This is a genomic window from Bacillus sp. LQ01 (assembly GCF_057624735.1).
Genome location: NZ_JBYEZL010000004.1, coordinates 1 through 16,131 on the forward strand (window position 1 = coordinate 1; position 16,131 = coordinate 16,131).

Here is a 16,131-nt window from a genome sequence, read left to right on the forward strand (position 1 = left end):
ATTTCCCATAGCGTAAGCTAGTAAGATCCCTGAAAGATGATCAGGTTGATAGGTTCGAGGTGGAAGCATGGTGACATGTGGAGCTGACGAATACTAATAGATCGAGGACTTAACCATATAATATGTAGCAATGTTATCTAGTTTTGAAGGAATATGCCTTCATAGTTTGGTGATGATGGCAGAGAGGTCACACCCGTTCCCATACCGAACACGGAAGTTAAGCTCTCTAGCGCCGATGGTAGTTGGGACCTTGTCCCTGTGAGAGTAGGACGTCGCCAAGCAAGAACCTAAGTCATTTTGACTTAGGTTTTTTTGTGTTTATTTCTATTTACCGAATGTTATAATCCATAAATTTAATAAAGCTAAAGACGAAAAAAGAATGAAATAGAGACTGTTTAAAATAATAGCAATAACTTTTAGTGTTCCTGATTTTCCTAATGCCACTAAAGTAATACTTAAAATAGGACACATTATTTCTATCATAAGTATATATTTTAAATAATGAGATGCTATAAATAAGTATTTAATAATTACAGAAATTACTGCAATAGAGAAAAATAAATAGGATGATAGCATAGTTCTTTCTTTAACAGTTATCCTCCTTAGAAATTAAATCGTTATAATAATACAAGAGTATATATATTTTGATTTAAAACATACTGAAGTGCCATTTAAACGATTATACGTAAAATAGATGTCTAGAAATATATATTCTAATTCCCTTTTCTTCTTGCATATAGTTGCAATTCTTCTTTTGAATATAACTAAAACACGAACGTTATTGACTACTAATAAAAAAACATTCGATTATTTATTGACATTGTTTATGAAATATTGTTAATATAGCCATAGAAACAATAATATAAGACCTCATATAATCGCGGGGATATGGCCTGCAAGTCTCTACCTAACGACCGTTATTCGTTAGACTATGAGGGAAAGTCACTCGGTATTTTTCTATTCACAAGGGATACGTATGCCTGAGTAGAGCGCTTTCTCTCATAGTAAAAGAGAAACTGTTCTATTTCAGGCTTTTTTTATTTGAATCGGGGGGATTCTAATATGAAATCACTAGTTGGAGTCATAATGGGAAGCACGTCAGACTGGGAAACAATGAAATATGCTTGTGACATTTTAGATGAATTAAATATACCGTATGAGAAAAAAGTTGTATCCGCTCATCGGACTCCGGATTATATGTTTGAATATGCAGAGACGGCTCGTGAACGTGGATTGAAAGTTATTATTGCTGGAGCTGGTGGAGCAGCACATTTACCAGGAATGGTTGCAGCGAAGACAAATCTTCCTGTAATTGGAGTTCCAGTTCAATCAAAAGCATTAAACGGCTTAGATTCATTATTATCCATCGTCCAAATGCCAGGAGGTGTTCCAGTTGCAACTGTTGCAATTGGTAAAGCTGGTTCAACGAATGCTGGATTACTTGCCGCACAAATACTTGGATCATTCCATGATGATATACATGATGCATTAGAATTGAGACGAGAAGCGATTGAAAAAGATGTGCGTGAAGGTAGTGAGCTAGTATGACGAGAATCATTTTACCTGGAAAAACAATCGGTATTATTGGAGGCGGCCAGCTAGGAAGAATGATGGCATTGGCAGCTAAGGAAATGGGATATAAAATTGCTGTTTTAGATCCTACAAAGCATTCACCATGTGCACAAGTTGCTGATATTGAAATTGTTGCACCATATGATGATTTAAAAGCAATTCAGCATTTAGCAGAGATAAGTGATGTTGTCACATATGAATTTGAGAATATTGATTATAGATGTTTACAATGGCTTGAAAAACATGCGTACTTACCACAAGGTAGTCAGTTGTTAAATACAACGCAAAATCGTTTTACAGAAAAGAATGCGATTGAGAAGGCTGGGTTACCAGTAGCAACGTATAGATTAGTTCAAAATCAAGATCAGCTTACAGAAGCAATTGCTGAGTTATCATTCTCTTCCGTCTTAAAAACGACGACAGGTGGATATGATGGGAAAGGACAAGTTGTTTTAAGAAGTGAAGCTGATGTTGAGACAGCAAGAAATCTTGTGGATAAAGCAGAATGTATTTTAGAGAAATGGGTGCCTTTTGAAAAAGAAGTATCAGTTATTGTGATTCGTAGTGTAAGTGGTGAAACAAAAGTGTTTCCAGTAGCAGAAAATATTCATGTAAATAACATTTTACATGAATCTATCGTTCCAGCTCGCATTACAGAAGAGCTTTCTCAAAAAGCAATTGCTTATGCAAAGGTACTTGCGGATGAATTAGAACTTGTGGGAACACTAGCTGTAGAGATGTTTGCTACAGATAATGGTGAGATTTATATTAATGAATTAGCGCCAAGACCTCACAATTCAGGACACTATACACAGGATGCATGTGAGACGAGTCAATTTGGTCAACATATTCGAGCAATCTGTAATTTACCTCTAGGAGAAACAAATTTGTTAAAACCAGTTGTCATGGTAAACATTTTAGGCGAACATATAGAAGGGGTCCTAAGACAAGTGAATAGATTAACCGGGTGCTATTTACACTTGTATGGAAAAGAAGAAGCAAAAGCACAGCGAAAAATGGGGCATGTTAATATTTTAAATGATAATATTGAAGTCGCTCTAGAAAAAGCGAAGAGTTTGCATATTTGGGACCATCAAGAACAACTGTTGGAGGGAAAAAGATGATTAGTCGTTATACACGCCCAGAAATGGGTGCAATTTGGACGGAAGAGAACAAATTTAAAGCATGGTTAGAAGTTGAGATTTTAGCTTGTGAAGCATGGGCTGAGCTTGGCGATATTCCAAAAGAAGATGTTAAGAAAATTCGTGAGCATGCATCATTTGATATTGATCGTATTTATGAAATTGAAAAAGAAACACGTCATGACGTAGTTGCATTCACTCGTGCTGTATCAGAAACGCCAGCATTAGGTGAGGAACGTAAATGGGTTCATTACGGTTTAACATCTACAGACGTAGTAGATACAGCATTATCTTACATCTTAAAACAAGCGAATGAAATTATATTAAAAGACTTAGAGAACTTTGTAAGCATTTTAGCTAACAAAGCGAAAGAGCATAAATACACAATCATGATGGGAAGAACACATGGTGTTCATGCAGAACCAACAACATTTGGTTTAAAACTTGGTCTTTGGTATGAAGAAATGAAACGTAACGTAGAGCGTTTCAAACAAGCTGCTGATACAGTTCGTGTTGGTAAACTATCTGGTGCGGTTGGTACATATGCAAATATCGATCCATTCGTAGAAAAATATGTTTGTGAAAACTTAGGATTAGAAGCAGCACCAATTTCAACACAAACATTGCAACGTGATCGTCACGCACACTACATGTCAACACTTGCACTAATTGCAACATCTATCGAAAAGATGGCAGTTGAGATTCGTGGTTTACAAAAGAGTGAAACACGTGAAGTTGAAGAAGCTTTCGCAAAAGGTCAAAAAGGTTCTTCTGCAATGCCACATAAACGTAATCCAATTGGTTCTGAAAATATGACTGGTTTAGCTCGTGTTATCCGCGGTTATATGATGACAGCTTACGAAAATGTTCCATTATGGCATGAGCGTGACATTTCTCACTCTTCGGCAGAACGTGTAATTTTACCAGATGCTACAATCGCATTAAATTACATGTTAAATCGCTTTGGTAATATCGTTAAAAACTTAACTGTATACCCAGAGAATATGAAACGCAATATGACAAGAACATACGGCTTAATTTATTCTCAGCGCGTAATGCTTACACTAATCGACAAAGGTATGGTACGTGAAGAAGCTTATGATATCGTACAGCCTAAAGCGATGGAAGCCTGGGAAACACAAGTACAATTTAAAGAGCTTGTAGAAGCTGATGAGCGTATTACAAGCAAGTTAACACAAGAAGAAATTAATGAATGCTTCAACTATGAGCATCATATGCAACACGTTGATACAATCTTTGAACGCCTTGGATTAAACGAAGCGTAAAATTTCATATGGCACAGAATAGAGTCATTCTGTGCCATTCTTTATAAAAACATTATTCACATTTTTCAAACTACAGGGGGCTTGCGAAATGCAAAAGCTAGAATTGCTGTATGAAGGTAAGGCAAAAAGAATTTATCGTACAGAATCAGCAGATATGGTTTGGGTAGAGTACAAAGATAGTGCGACTGCTTTCAATGGGGAGAAAAAAGAGACGATTACAGGAAAAGGTCGTTTGAACAATGAAATTACAACTTTATTGTTCAGAAAGTTACAAGAAGTGGGAATTAAAACACATTTTGTTGAGAAGTTATCTGAAACAGAACAACTTGTTAAAAAAGTGAGTATTATTCCTTTAGAAGTTGTCACAAGAAATGTAATTGCAGGAAGTCTTTCAAAACGATTAGGAATGGAAGAGGGAACTGTACTTGCAGAACCAATCGTAGAATTTTACTTCAAAGATGATGATTTAGGAGATCCGCTTGTAACGGAAGATCATATTCGTGTATTAAACGTTGCATCACCAGAGCAAGTAAGTGTATTACGAGATATGGCTCTACAAATCAATCAAGTGTTGATTGATCATTTCGCAAGCTGTCGTGTAAGATTAGTAGATTTCAAATTAGAGTTTGGTGTAACGGAAGAAGGAGAAATCATTTTAGCGGATGAAATTTCACCGGATACTTGCCGTTTATGGGATGAAACGAGCAATGAAAAGTTTGATAAAGACGTATTCCGTCGCGATCTTGGAAATTTAACAGATGCTTATGAAGAGATTTTAAAACGTTTAGGGGGAATTTCACATGTATAAAGTTAAGGTATATGTAACATTAAGAGAAAGCGTATTAGATCCACAAGGAACAGCAGTAAAAGGAGCACTTCATAGTCTTTCATTCACAGAAGTACAAGATGTTCGAATCGGAAAGTACATGGAACTAACAATTGATAAATCTGTATCTGATTTAGATAGCAAGGTAAAGGAAATGTGTGAAAAACTATTAGCGAACGTTGTAATGGAAGACTTCCGTTATGAAGTTGAGGAGGTTGTCGCACAGTGAAATTTGCCGTAATAGTATTTCCGGGTTCGAACTGTGATGTCGATATGTTCCATGCAATTAAAGATGAGCTTGGCGAAGAAGTAGATTACGTTTGGCACGATACAGAGAATCTAGATGAATATGATGCAATTCTACTACCAGGTGGATTTTCTTATGGTGACTACTTACGCTGCGGTGCTATCTCTCGCTTTGCTAATGCAATGAAAGCAGTGCAAAAAGCTGCTGAGCAAGGAAAGCCGATTTTAGGTGTATGTAATGGATTCCAGATTCTTGTTGAATCAGGATTACTACCAGGAGCGTTAATGAGAAACGAAAACTTAAAATTTATGTGTCGCACTGTTCAGTTGCGTGTTGAAAATAATGAAACGATGTTTACATCACAATATGGAAAAGATGAAGTAATTAATATTCCAATCGCGCATGGTGAGGGGAATTACTATTGTGATGAAGCGACGCTTAAACAATTAGAAGAGAACAATCAAATCGCATTCCGTTACGTAGAAAACCCTAACGGTAGCGTTTCAGATATTGCTGGTATTGTAAATGAAAAAGGAAATGTACTTGGTATGATGCCACATCCAGAGCGTGCTGTAGATGAATTACTTGGCGGTGCTGAAGGGTTAAAAGTCTTTCAATCTATCTTAAAACAGTGGAGGGAAACATATGTCGTTAATGCTTGAACCAAATCCAACACAAATTAAAGAAGAGCGTATATATGCGGAAATGGGGCTAACAGACGAAGAGTTTGCCATGGTTGAAAAGATTTTAGGTCGTCTGCCAAATTATACAGAAACAGGGTTATTCTCTGTAATGTGGTCTGAACATTGTAGTTATAAAAATTCGAAACCAGTTCTTCGTAAGTTTCCAACTACAGGTGAGCGCGTTCTGCAAGGACCTGGAGAAGGTGCTGGAATTGTAGATATCGGTGATAATCAAGCAGTTGTATTTAAAATGGAAAGTCATAACCATCCTTCAGCTATTGAACCATATCAAGGAGCTGCAACAGGTGTTGGTGGTATTATTCGTGACGTATTCTCTATGGGAGCACGCCCGGTAGCTCTATTAAACTCACTTCGTTTCGGTGAATTACAGTCACCACGTGTGAAATATTTATTCGAAGAAGTAGTAGCAGGAATTGCAGGATACGGTAACTGCATCGGTATTCCGACTGTTGGCGGCGAAGTACAATTTGATCCATGTTATGAAGGAAATCCACTTGTAAATGCAATGTGCGTAGGTTTGATTAACCACGAAGACATTAAAAAAGGGCAAGCGCACGGTGCTGGTAACACAGTAATGTACGTAGGAGCATCAACTGGTCGTGACGGTATTCACGGTGCAACATTCGCGTCGGAAGAACTATCTGAAAGCTCAGAAGCGAAACGTCCAGCGGTTCAAGTAGGGGATCCATTTATGGAAAAGCTTCTTATTGAAGCGTGTTTAGAATTAATTCAATCCGATGCACTTGTTGGAATTCAAGATATGGGTGCGGCTGGTTTAACATCATCATCTGCAGAAATGGCAAGTAAAGCAGGAATGGGTATTGAAATGTACTTAGATGATGTACCACAGCGTGAAACAGGAATGACACCATATGAAATGATGCTATCTGAATCACAAGAGCGTATGTTAATTGTCGTGAAAAAAGGTAGAGAACAAGAAATAGTAGATTTATTTGAGAAGTATGGTCTTGCAGCGGTTACGATGGGGAAAGTAACAGAAGATAAAATGCTTCGTTTATTCCATAAAGGTGAAAAGGTAGCTGAAGTTCCAGCAGATGCTTTAGCAGAAGAAGCACCAATTTATCATAAGCCATCAAAAGAAGCAGCATACTTTGCTGAATTCCAAGCAATGAAAATGGAAACGCCAAAAGTAGAAAATTATAAAGACGCGTTATTTGCTTTATTACAGCAACCAACAATTGCAAGTAAAGAGTGGGTATACGATCAATACGATTACCAAGTTCGCACAAGCACAGTTGTTACGCCAGGTTCAGATGCTGCAGTTGTACGTGTACGCGGTACAGAAAAAGGATTAGCAATGACGACAGATTGTAACTCTCGCTACATTTATCTAGACCCAGAGATGGGCGGTAAAATTGCAGTAGCAGAGGCAGCGCGTAATATCGTATGTTCTGGCGGAGAGCCACTTGCAATTACAGATTGCTTAAACTTCGGGAACCCAGAAAAACCAGAAATCTTCTGGCAGATTGAGAAATCAGTAGACGGTATGAGTGAAGCTTGTCGCACATTACAAACACCAGTTATCGGCGGAAACGTATCGATGTATAACGAGCGTAGTGGTGAAGCTGTATATCCAACACCAACTGTTGGGATGGTCGGACTTGTGCATGACTTAAAACATGTAACAACACAAGAGTTTAAGCAAGCTGGTGATTTAGTGTATGTAATTGGTGAGACGAAAGCTGAGTTTGGCGGAAGTGAATTACAGAAAATGATTCACGGCAAAATTTTCGGTCAATCACCAAGTATCGATTTAGATGTAGAATTAAAACGCCAAAAACAAGTATTAGAAGCAATTCAAGCTGGTCTTGTTCAATCTGCACATGATGTTGCTGAAGGTGGTTTAGCAGTTGCGATTTCAGAAAGTGCAATTGGTGCTAAAGGCTTAGGTGCTACTGTGAAATTAGATGGAGAAGCAACAGCAGCATTATTCGCTGAATCACAGTCTCGCTTCGTGATAACTGTAAAACGTGAAAATAAAGAGGCGTTTGAGAAAGTGGTAGAAGCAATCCAAGTTGGAGAAGTAACAAGTACAAATGAAGTAACAATTCATAATGAAGAAAATGAAGTATTACTTACAGCAAATGTAGATGAAATGAGAAAGGCTTGGAAAGGGGCAATCCCATGCTTGCTGAAATAAAGGGGTTAAACGAAGAATGTGGCGTTTTCGGAATTTGGGGGCATGAAAATGCAGCACAAGTTTCATACTACGGATTGCACAGTTTACAGCACCGTGGGCAAGAAGGCGCAGGCATTGTCGTAAATAATGGGGAAAAAATCGTCGGTCACAAGGGGTTAGGTTTAATATCAGAAGTGTTTTCAAGAGGTGAGCTAGAAGGATTAAATGGAAAATCAGCAATCGGACATGTACGATATGCAACAGCTGGTGGAAGTGAAGTTGCTAACGTTCAACCATTGTTGTTCCGTTTTTCCGATCATAGTATGGCGTTAGCTCATAACGGAAATTTAATTAACGCAAAAATGCTTCGTCGTGAATTAGAAGCAGAGGGCAGTATTTTTCAAACTAGTTCAGATACAGAAGTACTTTTACATCTTATTAAACGTAGCACGAAAGATTCTTTAATTGAAAGTGTAAAAGAGGCTTTAAATAAAGTGAAAGGTGCGTTTGCGTATCTTTTACTAACTGGAAATGAAATGATCGTTGCATTAGATCCGAATGGGTTCCGTCCGCTTTCAATTGGAAAGATGGGGGATGCTTACGTTGTAGCATCTGAAACATGTGCTTTTGATGTAGTAGGTGCAACATACATTCGTGATGTAGAACCGGGTGAATTACTTGTCATTAATGATGAAGGAATTCACGTAGATCGTTTCACAAACGATGTAGAACATGCAATTTGTAGTATGGAATATATTTACTTTGCACGACCAGATTCTAATATTGCTGGTGTTAACGTCCATGCAGCACGTAAGAATATGGGGAAACGTTTAGCGGCAGAAGCTCCTATTGAAGCAGATGTTGTTACTGGTGTACCAGACTCTAGTATTTCAGCTGCGATTGGCTATGCGGAGGCGACAGGTATTCCATATGAGTTAGGATTAATTAAAAATCGTTACGTTGGACGTACGTTTATTCAACCTTCTCAGGAACTGCGAGAGCAAGGGGTTAAGATGAAGCTTTCCGCAGTAAGAGGTGTAGTTGAAGGGAAACGAGTTGTTATGATTGATGACTCTATCGTAAGAGGAACGACAAGTAAACGAATTGTTCGTATGCTTCGTGAAGCTGGAGCGACAGAAGTTCACGTAAGAATTGCTTCACCACCTCTGAAATATCCATGTTTCTATGGCATTGATATTCAAACGAGAAAAGAATTAATTGCAGCAAATCATACAGTAGAAGAAATCCGTGAAATGATCGGAGCAGATTCTTTAACATTTTTAAGCGAAGATGGATTAGTAGATGCAATTGGACGTCCATATGAAGGGAAATATGGCGGCCTATGCATGGCTTACTTTAATGGGGACTATCCAACAGCTCTTTATGATTATGAGCAAGAGCTTTTAGAAAGTATGAAATAAGAAAAGTGAGAAAAGCTTCTACTTCTTTTGATGTAGGAGCTAGATCCTTTCTTAAAATAGCCCGCCCTGGATGGGGAGAAATTAAAAGACGAGGTGTAAATAACGATGGCGAATGCATATAAGCAAGCAGGAGTAGATATTGAAGCTGGATATGAAGCGGTATCTCGCATGAAAAAACACGTACAAACAACTATGAGAAAAGAAGTACTAGGCGGTTTAGGCGGTTTTGGAGGTATGTTTGATCTATCAAAATTTGCATTAGAAGAACCTGTATTAGTATCTGGAACAGATGGCGTGGGAACGAAATTGATGCTCGCTTTTATGGCAGATAAACATGACACAATTGGTATTGATGCAGTAGCAATGTGTGTAAATGATATTGTTGTCCAAGGAGCAGAGCCGCTTTTCTTCCTTGATTATATTGCTTGTGGTAAAGCTGAACCTAGTAAAATTGAAAACATCGTCAAAGGTATATCAGAGGGCTGTCGCCAAGCTGGTTGTGCATTAATCGGTGGAGAAACAGCTGAAATGCCAGGAATGTATTCTACGGAAGAATATGATTTAGCTGGTTTTACAGTTGGGATTGTTGATAAAAAGAAAATTGTAACAGGTGAAAAGATTGAAGCTGGTCACGTGCTAATTGGCTTAGCATCTAGCGGTATTCATAGCAATGGTTACTCTTTAGTACGAAAAGTGTTATTAGAAGATGGGGAACTATCTTTAGAGCGTATTTATGGCCGCTTAGAACTACCTCTTGGTGAAGAATTATTAAAACCAACGAAAATTTATGTCAAACCTATTTTAGAACTATTGAAGAAACATGAAGTATACGGTATGGCGCATATTACAGGTGGTGGATTTATTGAAAATATTCCACGCATGTTGCCAGAAGGAATCGGTGCTGAGATTGAACTAGGATCTTGGGAAATTCAGCCGATTTTTAGTTTGCTTCAAGAAGTTGGAAAACTGGAAGAGAAAGAAATGTTCAATATTTTTAACATGGGTATTGGTATGGTAGTAGCAGTGAAGGAAGAAGATGCAAAAGATGTTGTTCGTCTTCTTGAAGAGCAAGGAGAAATGGCTCGTATTATTGGACGTACTATACAAGGAGCTGGCGTTACTTTTAATGGGGGCACAGCACTATGAGTAGATTAGCAGTTTTTGCTTCTGGAAGTGGATCTAACTTTCAATCTCTCGTTAATGCGGTAGAAGAAAAAAGATTGGGTGCAGAAATTAGTTTATTAGTATGTGATAAACCAGAAGCACGAGCTGTTGGACGGGCAAATTATCATCATATTCCGTGTTTTGCTTTTTCAGCGAAAGCATATGAGTCAAAAGAAGCGTTTGAAAAAGAGATATTAAAGAAGCTAGAAGAATATGAAATTGATTATGTTATTTTAGCTGGATATATGCGTTTAATCGGGCCGACGTTACTAGAAGCATACGGCGGGAAGATTATTAATATTCATCCATCATTACTACCGAGCTTTCCGGGTAAAGATGCTGTCGGTCAAGCGTTAGAAGCAGGTGTGAAAGTAACTGGAGTAACAATTCATTATGTAGATGCAGGTATGGATACAGGGCCAATTATTGCACAAGAAGCAGTGGTTGTTTCTGAAGGGGATACGAGAGAAAGCTTACAAAAGAAAATTCAACAAGTTGAACATAAATTATACGTAAATACAGTGAATCAAATTGTTCAGTCTGTGAAAGAATCAACTGTTAACTAACATACAACCAGGGGTGAAGGATAAATGAAAAAGCGTGCATTAGTAAGTGTTTCAGATAAAACAGGAGTAGTAGAATTTGTTAAAGGGTTACTAGAACAAGGGATTGAAGTTATTTCAACAGGTGGTACGAAAAAGTTACTAGAAGAAAATGGCTTACAAGTAATCGGCATTTCTGAAGTAACTGGTTTCCCTGAAATTATGGATGGCCGTGTGAAAACATTACATCCAAATATTCATGGTGGTCTATTAGCAGTTCGTGATAATGAAACACATGTAACACAAATGAATGAGTTAGGTATAGAGCCAATTGACTTTGTTGTTGTTAACTTATACCCATTTAAAGAAACAATCGCTAAGCCTGATGTAACATTTGCTGATGCAATTGAAAATATTGATATCGGTGGCCCAACAATGATTCGCTCTGCTGCGAAAAATCATAAATTCGTATCGGTAATTGTAGATCCAGTAGATTATGATATTGTGTTAGCAGAACTGAAAGAGAACGGTGAAGTAGCAGAGGAAACAAAACGTAAACTAGCAGCGAAAGTATTCCGTCATACAGCAGCGTATGATGCGTTAATTTCTAACTACTTAACAGAGCAAATGGGTGAAGAAAGTCCAGAAACATTAACTGTGACATTTGAGAAAAAGCAAGACTTACGCTATGGCGAGAACCCACATCAAAAAGCAACTTTCTATAAAGCGCCATTCGCAGCAACGTCTTCTGTTGCATACGCAGAACAATTACACGGTAAGGAATTATCGTATAACAATATTAATGATGCAGACGCAGCGCTTAGCATCGTAAAAGAATTTACAGAACCAGCAGTAGTAGCAGTAAAGCATATGAATCCATGTGGTGTTGGAGTAGGAACTAATATTCACGAAGCATATACTCGTGCTTATGAAGCAGATCCAGTATCAATCTTCGGCGGTATTATTGCAGCAAATCGTGAAATTGATAAAGCTACAGCAGAAAAGTTACATGAAATTTTCTTAGAAATTGTTATCGCACCTTCGTTCTCGCAAGAAGCTTTAGAAGTGTTGCAAAGTAAGAAGAACTTACGTTTATTAACTATAAATATTGAAAAAGCGACAAGTGCAAGCAAAAAACTAACTTCTGTACAAGGTGGACTTCTTGTTCAAGAGGAAGATACGTTATCATTAGATGAAAGTACAATTTCAATTCCAACGAAACGTGAACCTTCAGAGCAAGAATGGAAAGATTTAAAACTCGCTTGGAAAGTTGTAAAACATGTGAAATCAAACGCAATTGTTTTAGCGAAAGATGATATGACAATTGGTGTCGGTGCGGGACAGATGAACCGTGTAGGTTCTGCAAAAATCGCAATTACACAAGCTGGTGAAAAAGCACAAGGTAGCGCGCTTGCATCTGATGCTTTCTTCCCAATGCCAGATACATTAGAAGAAGCAGCAAAAGCAGGAATTACAGCAATCATTCAACCGGGCGGATCAATCCGTGATGAAGATTCTATTAAAGTGGCAGATACTTACGGGATTGCTATGGTGTTCACTGGCGTACGTCATTTCAAACACTAATAGAGGATGTTTAAAAAGTCCGGTTAAGAGAACCTTCGCATGTCGTCGTTGCATCGCCAGTGCGGTACTCATGTAGGAAAGCTACACTCCGTGTCCTCCTGGCAAATGCGCCTCGACCTGCTTGGTTCTCTTAATCCTCCTTTTTAAACCTTTATTGATATGGATGTTAAAAAAGTCCGGTTAAGAGAACCTTCGCATGTCGTCGTTGCATCGCCAGTGCGGTACTCATGTAGGAAAGCTACACTCCGTGTCCTCCTGGCAAATGCGCCTCGACCTGCTCGGTTCTCTTAATCCTCCTTTTTAAACCTTTATTGATATGGATGTTTAAAAAGTCTGGTCGAGATAACCTTTTATTGATATGAAAAAGCAAACTAGGAGCATAGCTTCTAGTTTGTACTTATTTAATTATTGGGGGATGAAATATGAATGTTTTAGTAATTGGCCGCGGTGGGCGTGAGCATGCTTTAGCTTGGAAGTTTGCACAATCTGAAAAAGTAGAAAAGGTATATGTAGCACCAGGTAATGAAGGTATGAGAGATGTTGCAACACCAGTTGATATTGATGAAAATGATTTTGATGCATTAGTTTTATTTGCAAAAGAGAATAATGTTGAGTTAACTTTCGTTGGACCAGAAATTCCGCTTATGAATGGAATTGTTGATCGTTTTAAAGAAGAGGGACTTCGCGTATTTGGTCCGAATAAAGCGGCTGCTGTTATTGAAGGTAGTAAAGCTTTTACAAAAGAGCTTATGAAAAAGTATGATATTCCAACTGCGGCGTACGAAACTTTTACAGATTATGAAGAAGCAGTACAGTACATTCAAAAAGTTGGTGCACCAATCGTTATTAAAGCTGACGGCCTAGCTGCTGGTAAAGGTGTAACGGTAGCGATGACGCTTGAAGAGGCATTACAAGCTGTGAAAGAAATGCTGCAAGATGTGAAATTCGGCGCGGCAAGTAAGAAGGTCGTTATTGAAGAGTTTTTAGATGGACAAGAATTTTCATTAATGGCATTCGTGAATGGAACAACTGTACATCCAATGATAATCGCCCAAGATCATAAAAGAGCTTTTGATGGTGATAAAGGACCAAATACGGGCGGAATGGGTGCATATTCTCCAGTACCACAAATTCCAGAATCAGCAGTTCAAGAAGCGATTCAAACCGTATTGCATCCAACTGCTAAGGCGATGATTGAAGAAAACCGTTCGTTTACAGGTATTTTATACGCAGGTCTTATTTTAACAAATGATGGTCCGAAGGTAATTGAATTTAATGCACGCTTCGGTGATCCTGAAACAGAAGTTGTATTACCTCGATTAGAAAACGATTTAGTTGATGTATGTAACGCTGTATTAGATGAAAGTGAACTAACGTTACAATGGTCAGAAGAAGCGGTAATCGGTGTTGTACTTGCTTCTAAAGGATATCCAGAAGCATATAAAAAAGGTGATATTATTAGCGGACTAGATGCACTGCAAGATGTGATTGTTTTCCATGCAGGTACAGCAATGAAACATGGGGACTTTGTAACGAACGGTGGCCGTGTATTATTTGTTGCTTGTAAGGCAAATAGTTTACAAGAAGCAAAAGATAAAGTATATAAAGAAATCGGTAAAATTGAGAGTGATGGTCTATTTTATCGAAGTGATATAGGATATCGTGCAATTGGGCATGAGATGACGAAAAGTTAATATGTAAAAATCCCGCTGAGGAATCAGCGGGATTTTTTATGCATCTTTATCTTTTTTTAATTTCCCTTTTTGCTTTGCCATTTCTCGAAGTAAATACTCGATGTGTGCATTGACGCTACGAAATTCATCATTTGCCCATTTTTCGATGACTGCGTGTAATTCAGGATCAATACGTAATGGAAAGCTTTTCTTTTTAGCCATAATTACTTATAGCCCTTAGTATAGGCTTCCTGTATTAATAACTGGCTGCGCACCTTTATCTGAAACGATGGCAACTAATAAGTTGTTTACCATATTTGCTTTACGCTCGTCATCGAGTTCTAGTACGCCTTCTTCATCTAACATATGGATGGAATCTTTCGCCATCTTCACAGCACCTTCAACAATTTCTTTTCTAGCAGCTAATACTGCTTTTGCTTGCTGGCGTTGTAGCATTGCATGGGCAATTTCTGTTGCGTAAGCTAAGTGCGTTAAACGAGTTTCTAATACTTCTACACCAGCAATTTCAAGACGCGCCTCTAACTCACGTTTTAATTCTTCAGAGATTTCTTCAGTATTTCCGCGTAACGTAACGCAGGTTTCATCTTGGAAATTGTCATAAGGATATTTTGTTGCAACATGGCGGATTGCCGTTTCGCTTTGAATTTCTACAAATCGATCATAATGTTCAACACCAAACATTGCTTTTGCAGAATCAACAACTTTATATACGATAACAGCTGCAATTTCAATTGGATTTCCATCAACGTCATTTACTTTTAATTTTTTACTGTTAAAGTTTTCAACACGTAAAGATACAGTTTGACGGAATGCGAACGGAATCGTTAAAAATAAACCGTTTTGACGAATTGTTCCTAAATAATTACCGAAGAACGTAATAACCTTCGCTTGATTCGGTTGAACAATACCGATACCTGTAGCGAGAACTGCGGCTAATATAATAGTTAGTGCCGCTCCTATGAAAATTTCTTGTGCAAGGAAAAATACACCGATAGCAGCTAAAATCAAAATTCCAATAATACCGAGAAAACCATTTACATAAAATACTTGTTTTTCTTTCATATGATCGCCTCCTGATATAAAAATGATATCACTTTTATATCATTTTAAGCAAGAGGTATGCATCTAATTTTCTGAATTTTATTGGTTGATATCTTTTATATACATTTTAAGGTTCAAAAAGAGAATATACGTTCTGTTTTATGGTAAAATAAAGAAGACTTAACCGCCCACTGCAGCAGCTAAGTCCCTTTGAGAGCATCTTGCATCGTGACAAATGATTCAAAGCGGTTTTGCCAGGATTATATCTTCAATCGCTGACTCAATCTCTTTGTCAGAAGCGTCATAACTTCCTTTTGACTCTGGCTTGTCATGAGTGGAAGTTTGATTCACTTCTTCTTTAGCATGTCCTTTTTCACCAAAATTCATGCTAGGCATTTTAAATGCCCCCATATTCATGTATTTTCCGAATTTCCACATTTCAACAACAGGGCAGAAACGAACAATTCCTTCTGCAACTTTCATTGCACCAATCCATAGAAAAATGTTAGACCAAGTGCACCACGGCTTGCGTACAAGTTTAGTTGCACTACATCCGAAGAGGACGAGCCCAAGTGTAATTCGAATTAGAGCGTTTATTGTCCCGATATTTTGCTTCATTAGAAAAACACTCCTTTTTATGAAAGTTGAAATAGATAATACTATTTCTCTTATTAGTATCCCGTTTGATTTTTGGGATATGTAATCCAACATTTGACGTGGAAAAAGATGTTGGATTGTGCGTGTGTGTAAGTAACTTTTTTTGTTATA

General features: G+C 37.9%; 16 protein-coding genes, 2 rRNA genes and 1 riboswitch. Of the genes, 14 read left to right on the forward strand and 4 right to left on the reverse strand.

Annotated features, from left to right (window positions below; translation table 11 throughout):
- Positions 1–117, forward strand: a 23S ribosomal RNA gene (locus AC22L0_RS23500); the annotation flags it as partial.
- A gap of 48 nt (positions 118–165) precedes the next feature.
- Positions 166–281 (forward strand): 5S ribosomal RNA (rrf, locus tag AC22L0_RS23505).
- A gap of 43 nt (positions 282–324) precedes the next feature.
- Here the strand turns inward: rrf and AC22L0_RS23510 are convergent.
- Complete coding sequence (locus tag AC22L0_RS23510) at positions 325–576, reverse strand: hypothetical protein (protein ID WP_000953258.1); 252 nt, start codon at positions 574–576, stop codon at positions 325–327.
- A gap of 274 nt (positions 577–850) precedes the next feature.
- Positions 851–952, forward strand: a riboswitch (purine riboswitch).
- A gap of 110 nt (positions 953–1,062) precedes the next feature.
- Here AC22L0_RS23510 and purE point away from each other — a divergent pair.
- The 12 genes from purE (at position 1,063) to purD (ending at position 14,322) form a co-directional block, all read left to right on the forward strand.
- Positions 1,063–1,548, forward strand: coding sequence for a 5-(carboxyamino)imidazole ribonucleotide mutase (gene purE / locus AC22L0_RS23515; RefSeq protein WP_000839367.1), 486 nt, complete (start codon positions 1,063–1,065; stop codon positions 1,546–1,548).
- Positions 1,545–2,696, forward strand: coding sequence for a 5-(carboxyamino)imidazole ribonucleotide synthase (gene purK / locus AC22L0_RS23520; RefSeq protein WP_000196772.1), 1,152 nt, complete (start codon positions 1,545–1,547; stop codon positions 2,694–2,696). Before purE ends, purK begins: the two co-directional genes overlap by 4 nt.
- On the forward strand, positions 2,693–4,000 hold the full coding sequence (gene purB, locus AC22L0_RS23525) for an adenylosuccinate lyase (protein ID WP_000625682.1): 1,308 nt from the start codon (positions 2,693–2,695) through the stop codon (positions 3,998–4,000). Before purK ends, purB begins: the two co-directional genes overlap by 4 nt.
- Before the next feature lie 88 nt (positions 4,001–4,088).
- A complete protein-coding gene (purC, locus tag AC22L0_RS23530; protein ID WP_001170544.1) occupies positions 4,089–4,808 on the forward strand; it encodes a phosphoribosylaminoimidazolesuccinocarboxamide synthase in 720 nt (239 codons plus the stop codon).
- Entirely contained in the window at positions 4,801–5,055 is a 255-nt protein-coding gene (gene purS, locus AC22L0_RS23535; RefSeq protein ID WP_000278823.1) for a phosphoribosylformylglycinamidine synthase subunit PurS, read from the forward strand. The genes purC and purS overlap by 8 nt, the downstream gene beginning before the upstream one ends.
- The gene (gene purQ / locus AC22L0_RS23540; protein WP_000666787.1) at positions 5,052–5,735 is read left to right on the forward strand and encodes a phosphoribosylformylglycinamidine synthase subunit PurQ; all 684 of its coding nucleotides are present in this window, start codon (positions 5,052–5,054) and stop codon (positions 5,733–5,735) included. Before purS ends, purQ begins: the two co-directional genes overlap by 4 nt.
- Positions 5,719–7,938, forward strand: coding sequence for a phosphoribosylformylglycinamidine synthase II (gene purL, locus AC22L0_RS23545; protein ID WP_016111304.1), 2,220 nt, complete (start codon positions 5,719–5,721; stop codon positions 7,936–7,938). Before purQ ends, purL begins: the two co-directional genes overlap by 17 nt.
- Positions 7,923–9,338, forward strand: a complete 1,416-nt coding sequence (purF, locus tag AC22L0_RS23550; RefSeq protein ID WP_000879032.1) for an amidophosphoribosyltransferase — start codon at positions 7,923–7,925, stop codon at positions 9,336–9,338. Before purL ends, purF begins: the two co-directional genes overlap by 16 nt.
- Positions 9,339–9,443: 105 nt before the next feature.
- Positions 9,444–10,484 carry a phosphoribosylformylglycinamidine cyclo-ligase gene (gene purM / locus AC22L0_RS23555; protein WP_001262439.1) on the forward strand — a complete coding sequence of 347 codons (1,041 nt, stop codon included), beginning with the start codon at positions 9,444–9,446 and terminating at the stop codon, positions 10,482–10,484.
- Positions 10,481–11,068 carry a phosphoribosylglycinamide formyltransferase gene (purN, locus tag AC22L0_RS23560; protein ID WP_000088596.1) on the forward strand — a complete coding sequence of 196 codons (588 nt, stop codon included), beginning with the start codon at positions 10,481–10,483 and terminating at the stop codon, positions 11,066–11,068. Before purM ends, purN begins: the two co-directional genes overlap by 4 nt.
- Positions 11,069–11,092: 24 nt before the next feature.
- Entirely contained in the window at positions 11,093–12,628 is a 1,536-nt protein-coding gene (gene purH / locus AC22L0_RS23565) for a bifunctional phosphoribosylaminoimidazolecarboxamide formyltransferase/IMP cyclohydrolase (RefSeq protein ID WP_000745434.1), read from the forward strand.
- A 422-nt stretch (positions 12,629–13,050) separates the two neighbouring features.
- Positions 13,051–14,322, forward strand: coding sequence for a phosphoribosylamine--glycine ligase (purD, locus tag AC22L0_RS23570; protein ID WP_001101975.1), 1,272 nt, complete (start codon positions 13,051–13,053; stop codon positions 14,320–14,322).
- Positions 14,323–14,358: 36 nt separating this feature from the next.
- Here the strand turns inward: purD and AC22L0_RS23575 are convergent, their stop codons facing one another.
- The 3 genes from AC22L0_RS23575 to AC22L0_RS23585 all read right to left on the reverse strand — a co-directional run bounded on the left by AC22L0_RS23575 (position 14,359) and on the right by AC22L0_RS23585 (position 15,981).
- Positions 14,359–14,523, reverse strand: coding sequence for a type II toxin-antitoxin system antitoxin (locus tag AC22L0_RS23575; RefSeq protein WP_001085171.1), 165 nt, complete (start codon positions 14,521–14,523; stop codon positions 14,359–14,361).
- Positions 14,524–14,538: 15 nt separating this feature from the next.
- Positions 14,539–15,384, reverse strand: coding sequence for an SPFH domain-containing protein (locus AC22L0_RS23580; protein ID WP_000660669.1), 846 nt, complete (start codon positions 15,382–15,384; stop codon positions 14,539–14,541).
- Positions 15,385–15,603: 219 nt separating this feature from the next.
- A complete protein-coding gene (locus AC22L0_RS23585; protein ID WP_000812348.1) occupies positions 15,604–15,981 on the reverse strand; it encodes a YgaP family membrane protein in 378 nt (125 codons plus the stop codon).
- Between the last annotated feature and the right edge of the window lie 150 nt (positions 15,982–16,131).

Bases quoted from the DNA above. Each gene is read 5' to 3' on its own strand.
- purD (WP_001101975.1), top strand. From the start codon at position 13,051: ATGAATGTTTTAGTAATTGGCCGCGGTGGGCGTGAGCATGCTTTAGCT.
- AC22L0_RS23580 (WP_000660669.1), bottom strand. From the start codon at position 15,384: ATGAAAGAAAAACAAGTATTTTATGTAAATGGTTTTCTCGGTATTATT.
- purN (WP_000088596.1), top strand. From the start codon at position 10,481: ATGAGTAGATTAGCAGTTTTTGCTTCTGGAAGTGGATCTAACTTTCAA.
- AC22L0_RS23575 (WP_001085171.1), bottom strand. From the start codon at position 14,523: ATGGCTAAAAAGAAAAGCTTTCCATTACGTATTGATCCTGAATTACAC.
- AC22L0_RS23510 (WP_000953258.1), bottom strand. From the start codon at position 576: ATGCTATCATCCTATTTATTTTTCTCTATTGCAGTAATTTCTGTAATT.
- purB (WP_000625682.1), top strand. From the start codon at position 2,693: ATGATTAGTCGTTATACACGCCCAGAAATGGGTGCAATTTGGACGGAA.
- purM (WP_001262439.1), top strand. From the start codon at position 9,444: ATGGCGAATGCATATAAGCAAGCAGGAGTAGATATTGAAGCTGGATAT.
- purK (WP_000196772.1), top strand. From the start codon at position 1,545: ATGACGAGAATCATTTTACCTGGAAAAACAATCGGTATTATTGGAGGC.
- purL (WP_016111304.1), top strand. From the start codon at position 5,719: ATGTCGTTAATGCTTGAACCAAATCCAACACAAATTAAAGAAGAGCGT.
- purH (WP_000745434.1), top strand. From the start codon at position 11,093: ATGAAAAAGCGTGCATTAGTAAGTGTTTCAGATAAAACAGGAGTAGTA.
- purS (WP_000278823.1), top strand. From the start codon at position 4,801: ATGTATAAAGTTAAGGTATATGTAACATTAAGAGAAAGCGTATTAGAT.
- AC22L0_RS23585 (WP_000812348.1), bottom strand. From the start codon at position 15,981: ATGAAGCAAAATATCGGGACAATAAACGCTCTAATTCGAATTACACTT.
- purE (WP_000839367.1), top strand. From the start codon at position 1,063: ATGAAATCACTAGTTGGAGTCATAATGGGAAGCACGTCAGACTGGGAA.
- purC (WP_001170544.1), top strand. From the start codon at position 4,089: ATGCAAAAGCTAGAATTGCTGTATGAAGGTAAGGCAAAAAGAATTTAT.
- purF (WP_000879032.1), top strand. From the start codon at position 7,923: ATGCTTGCTGAAATAAAGGGGTTAAACGAAGAATGTGGCGTTTTCGGA.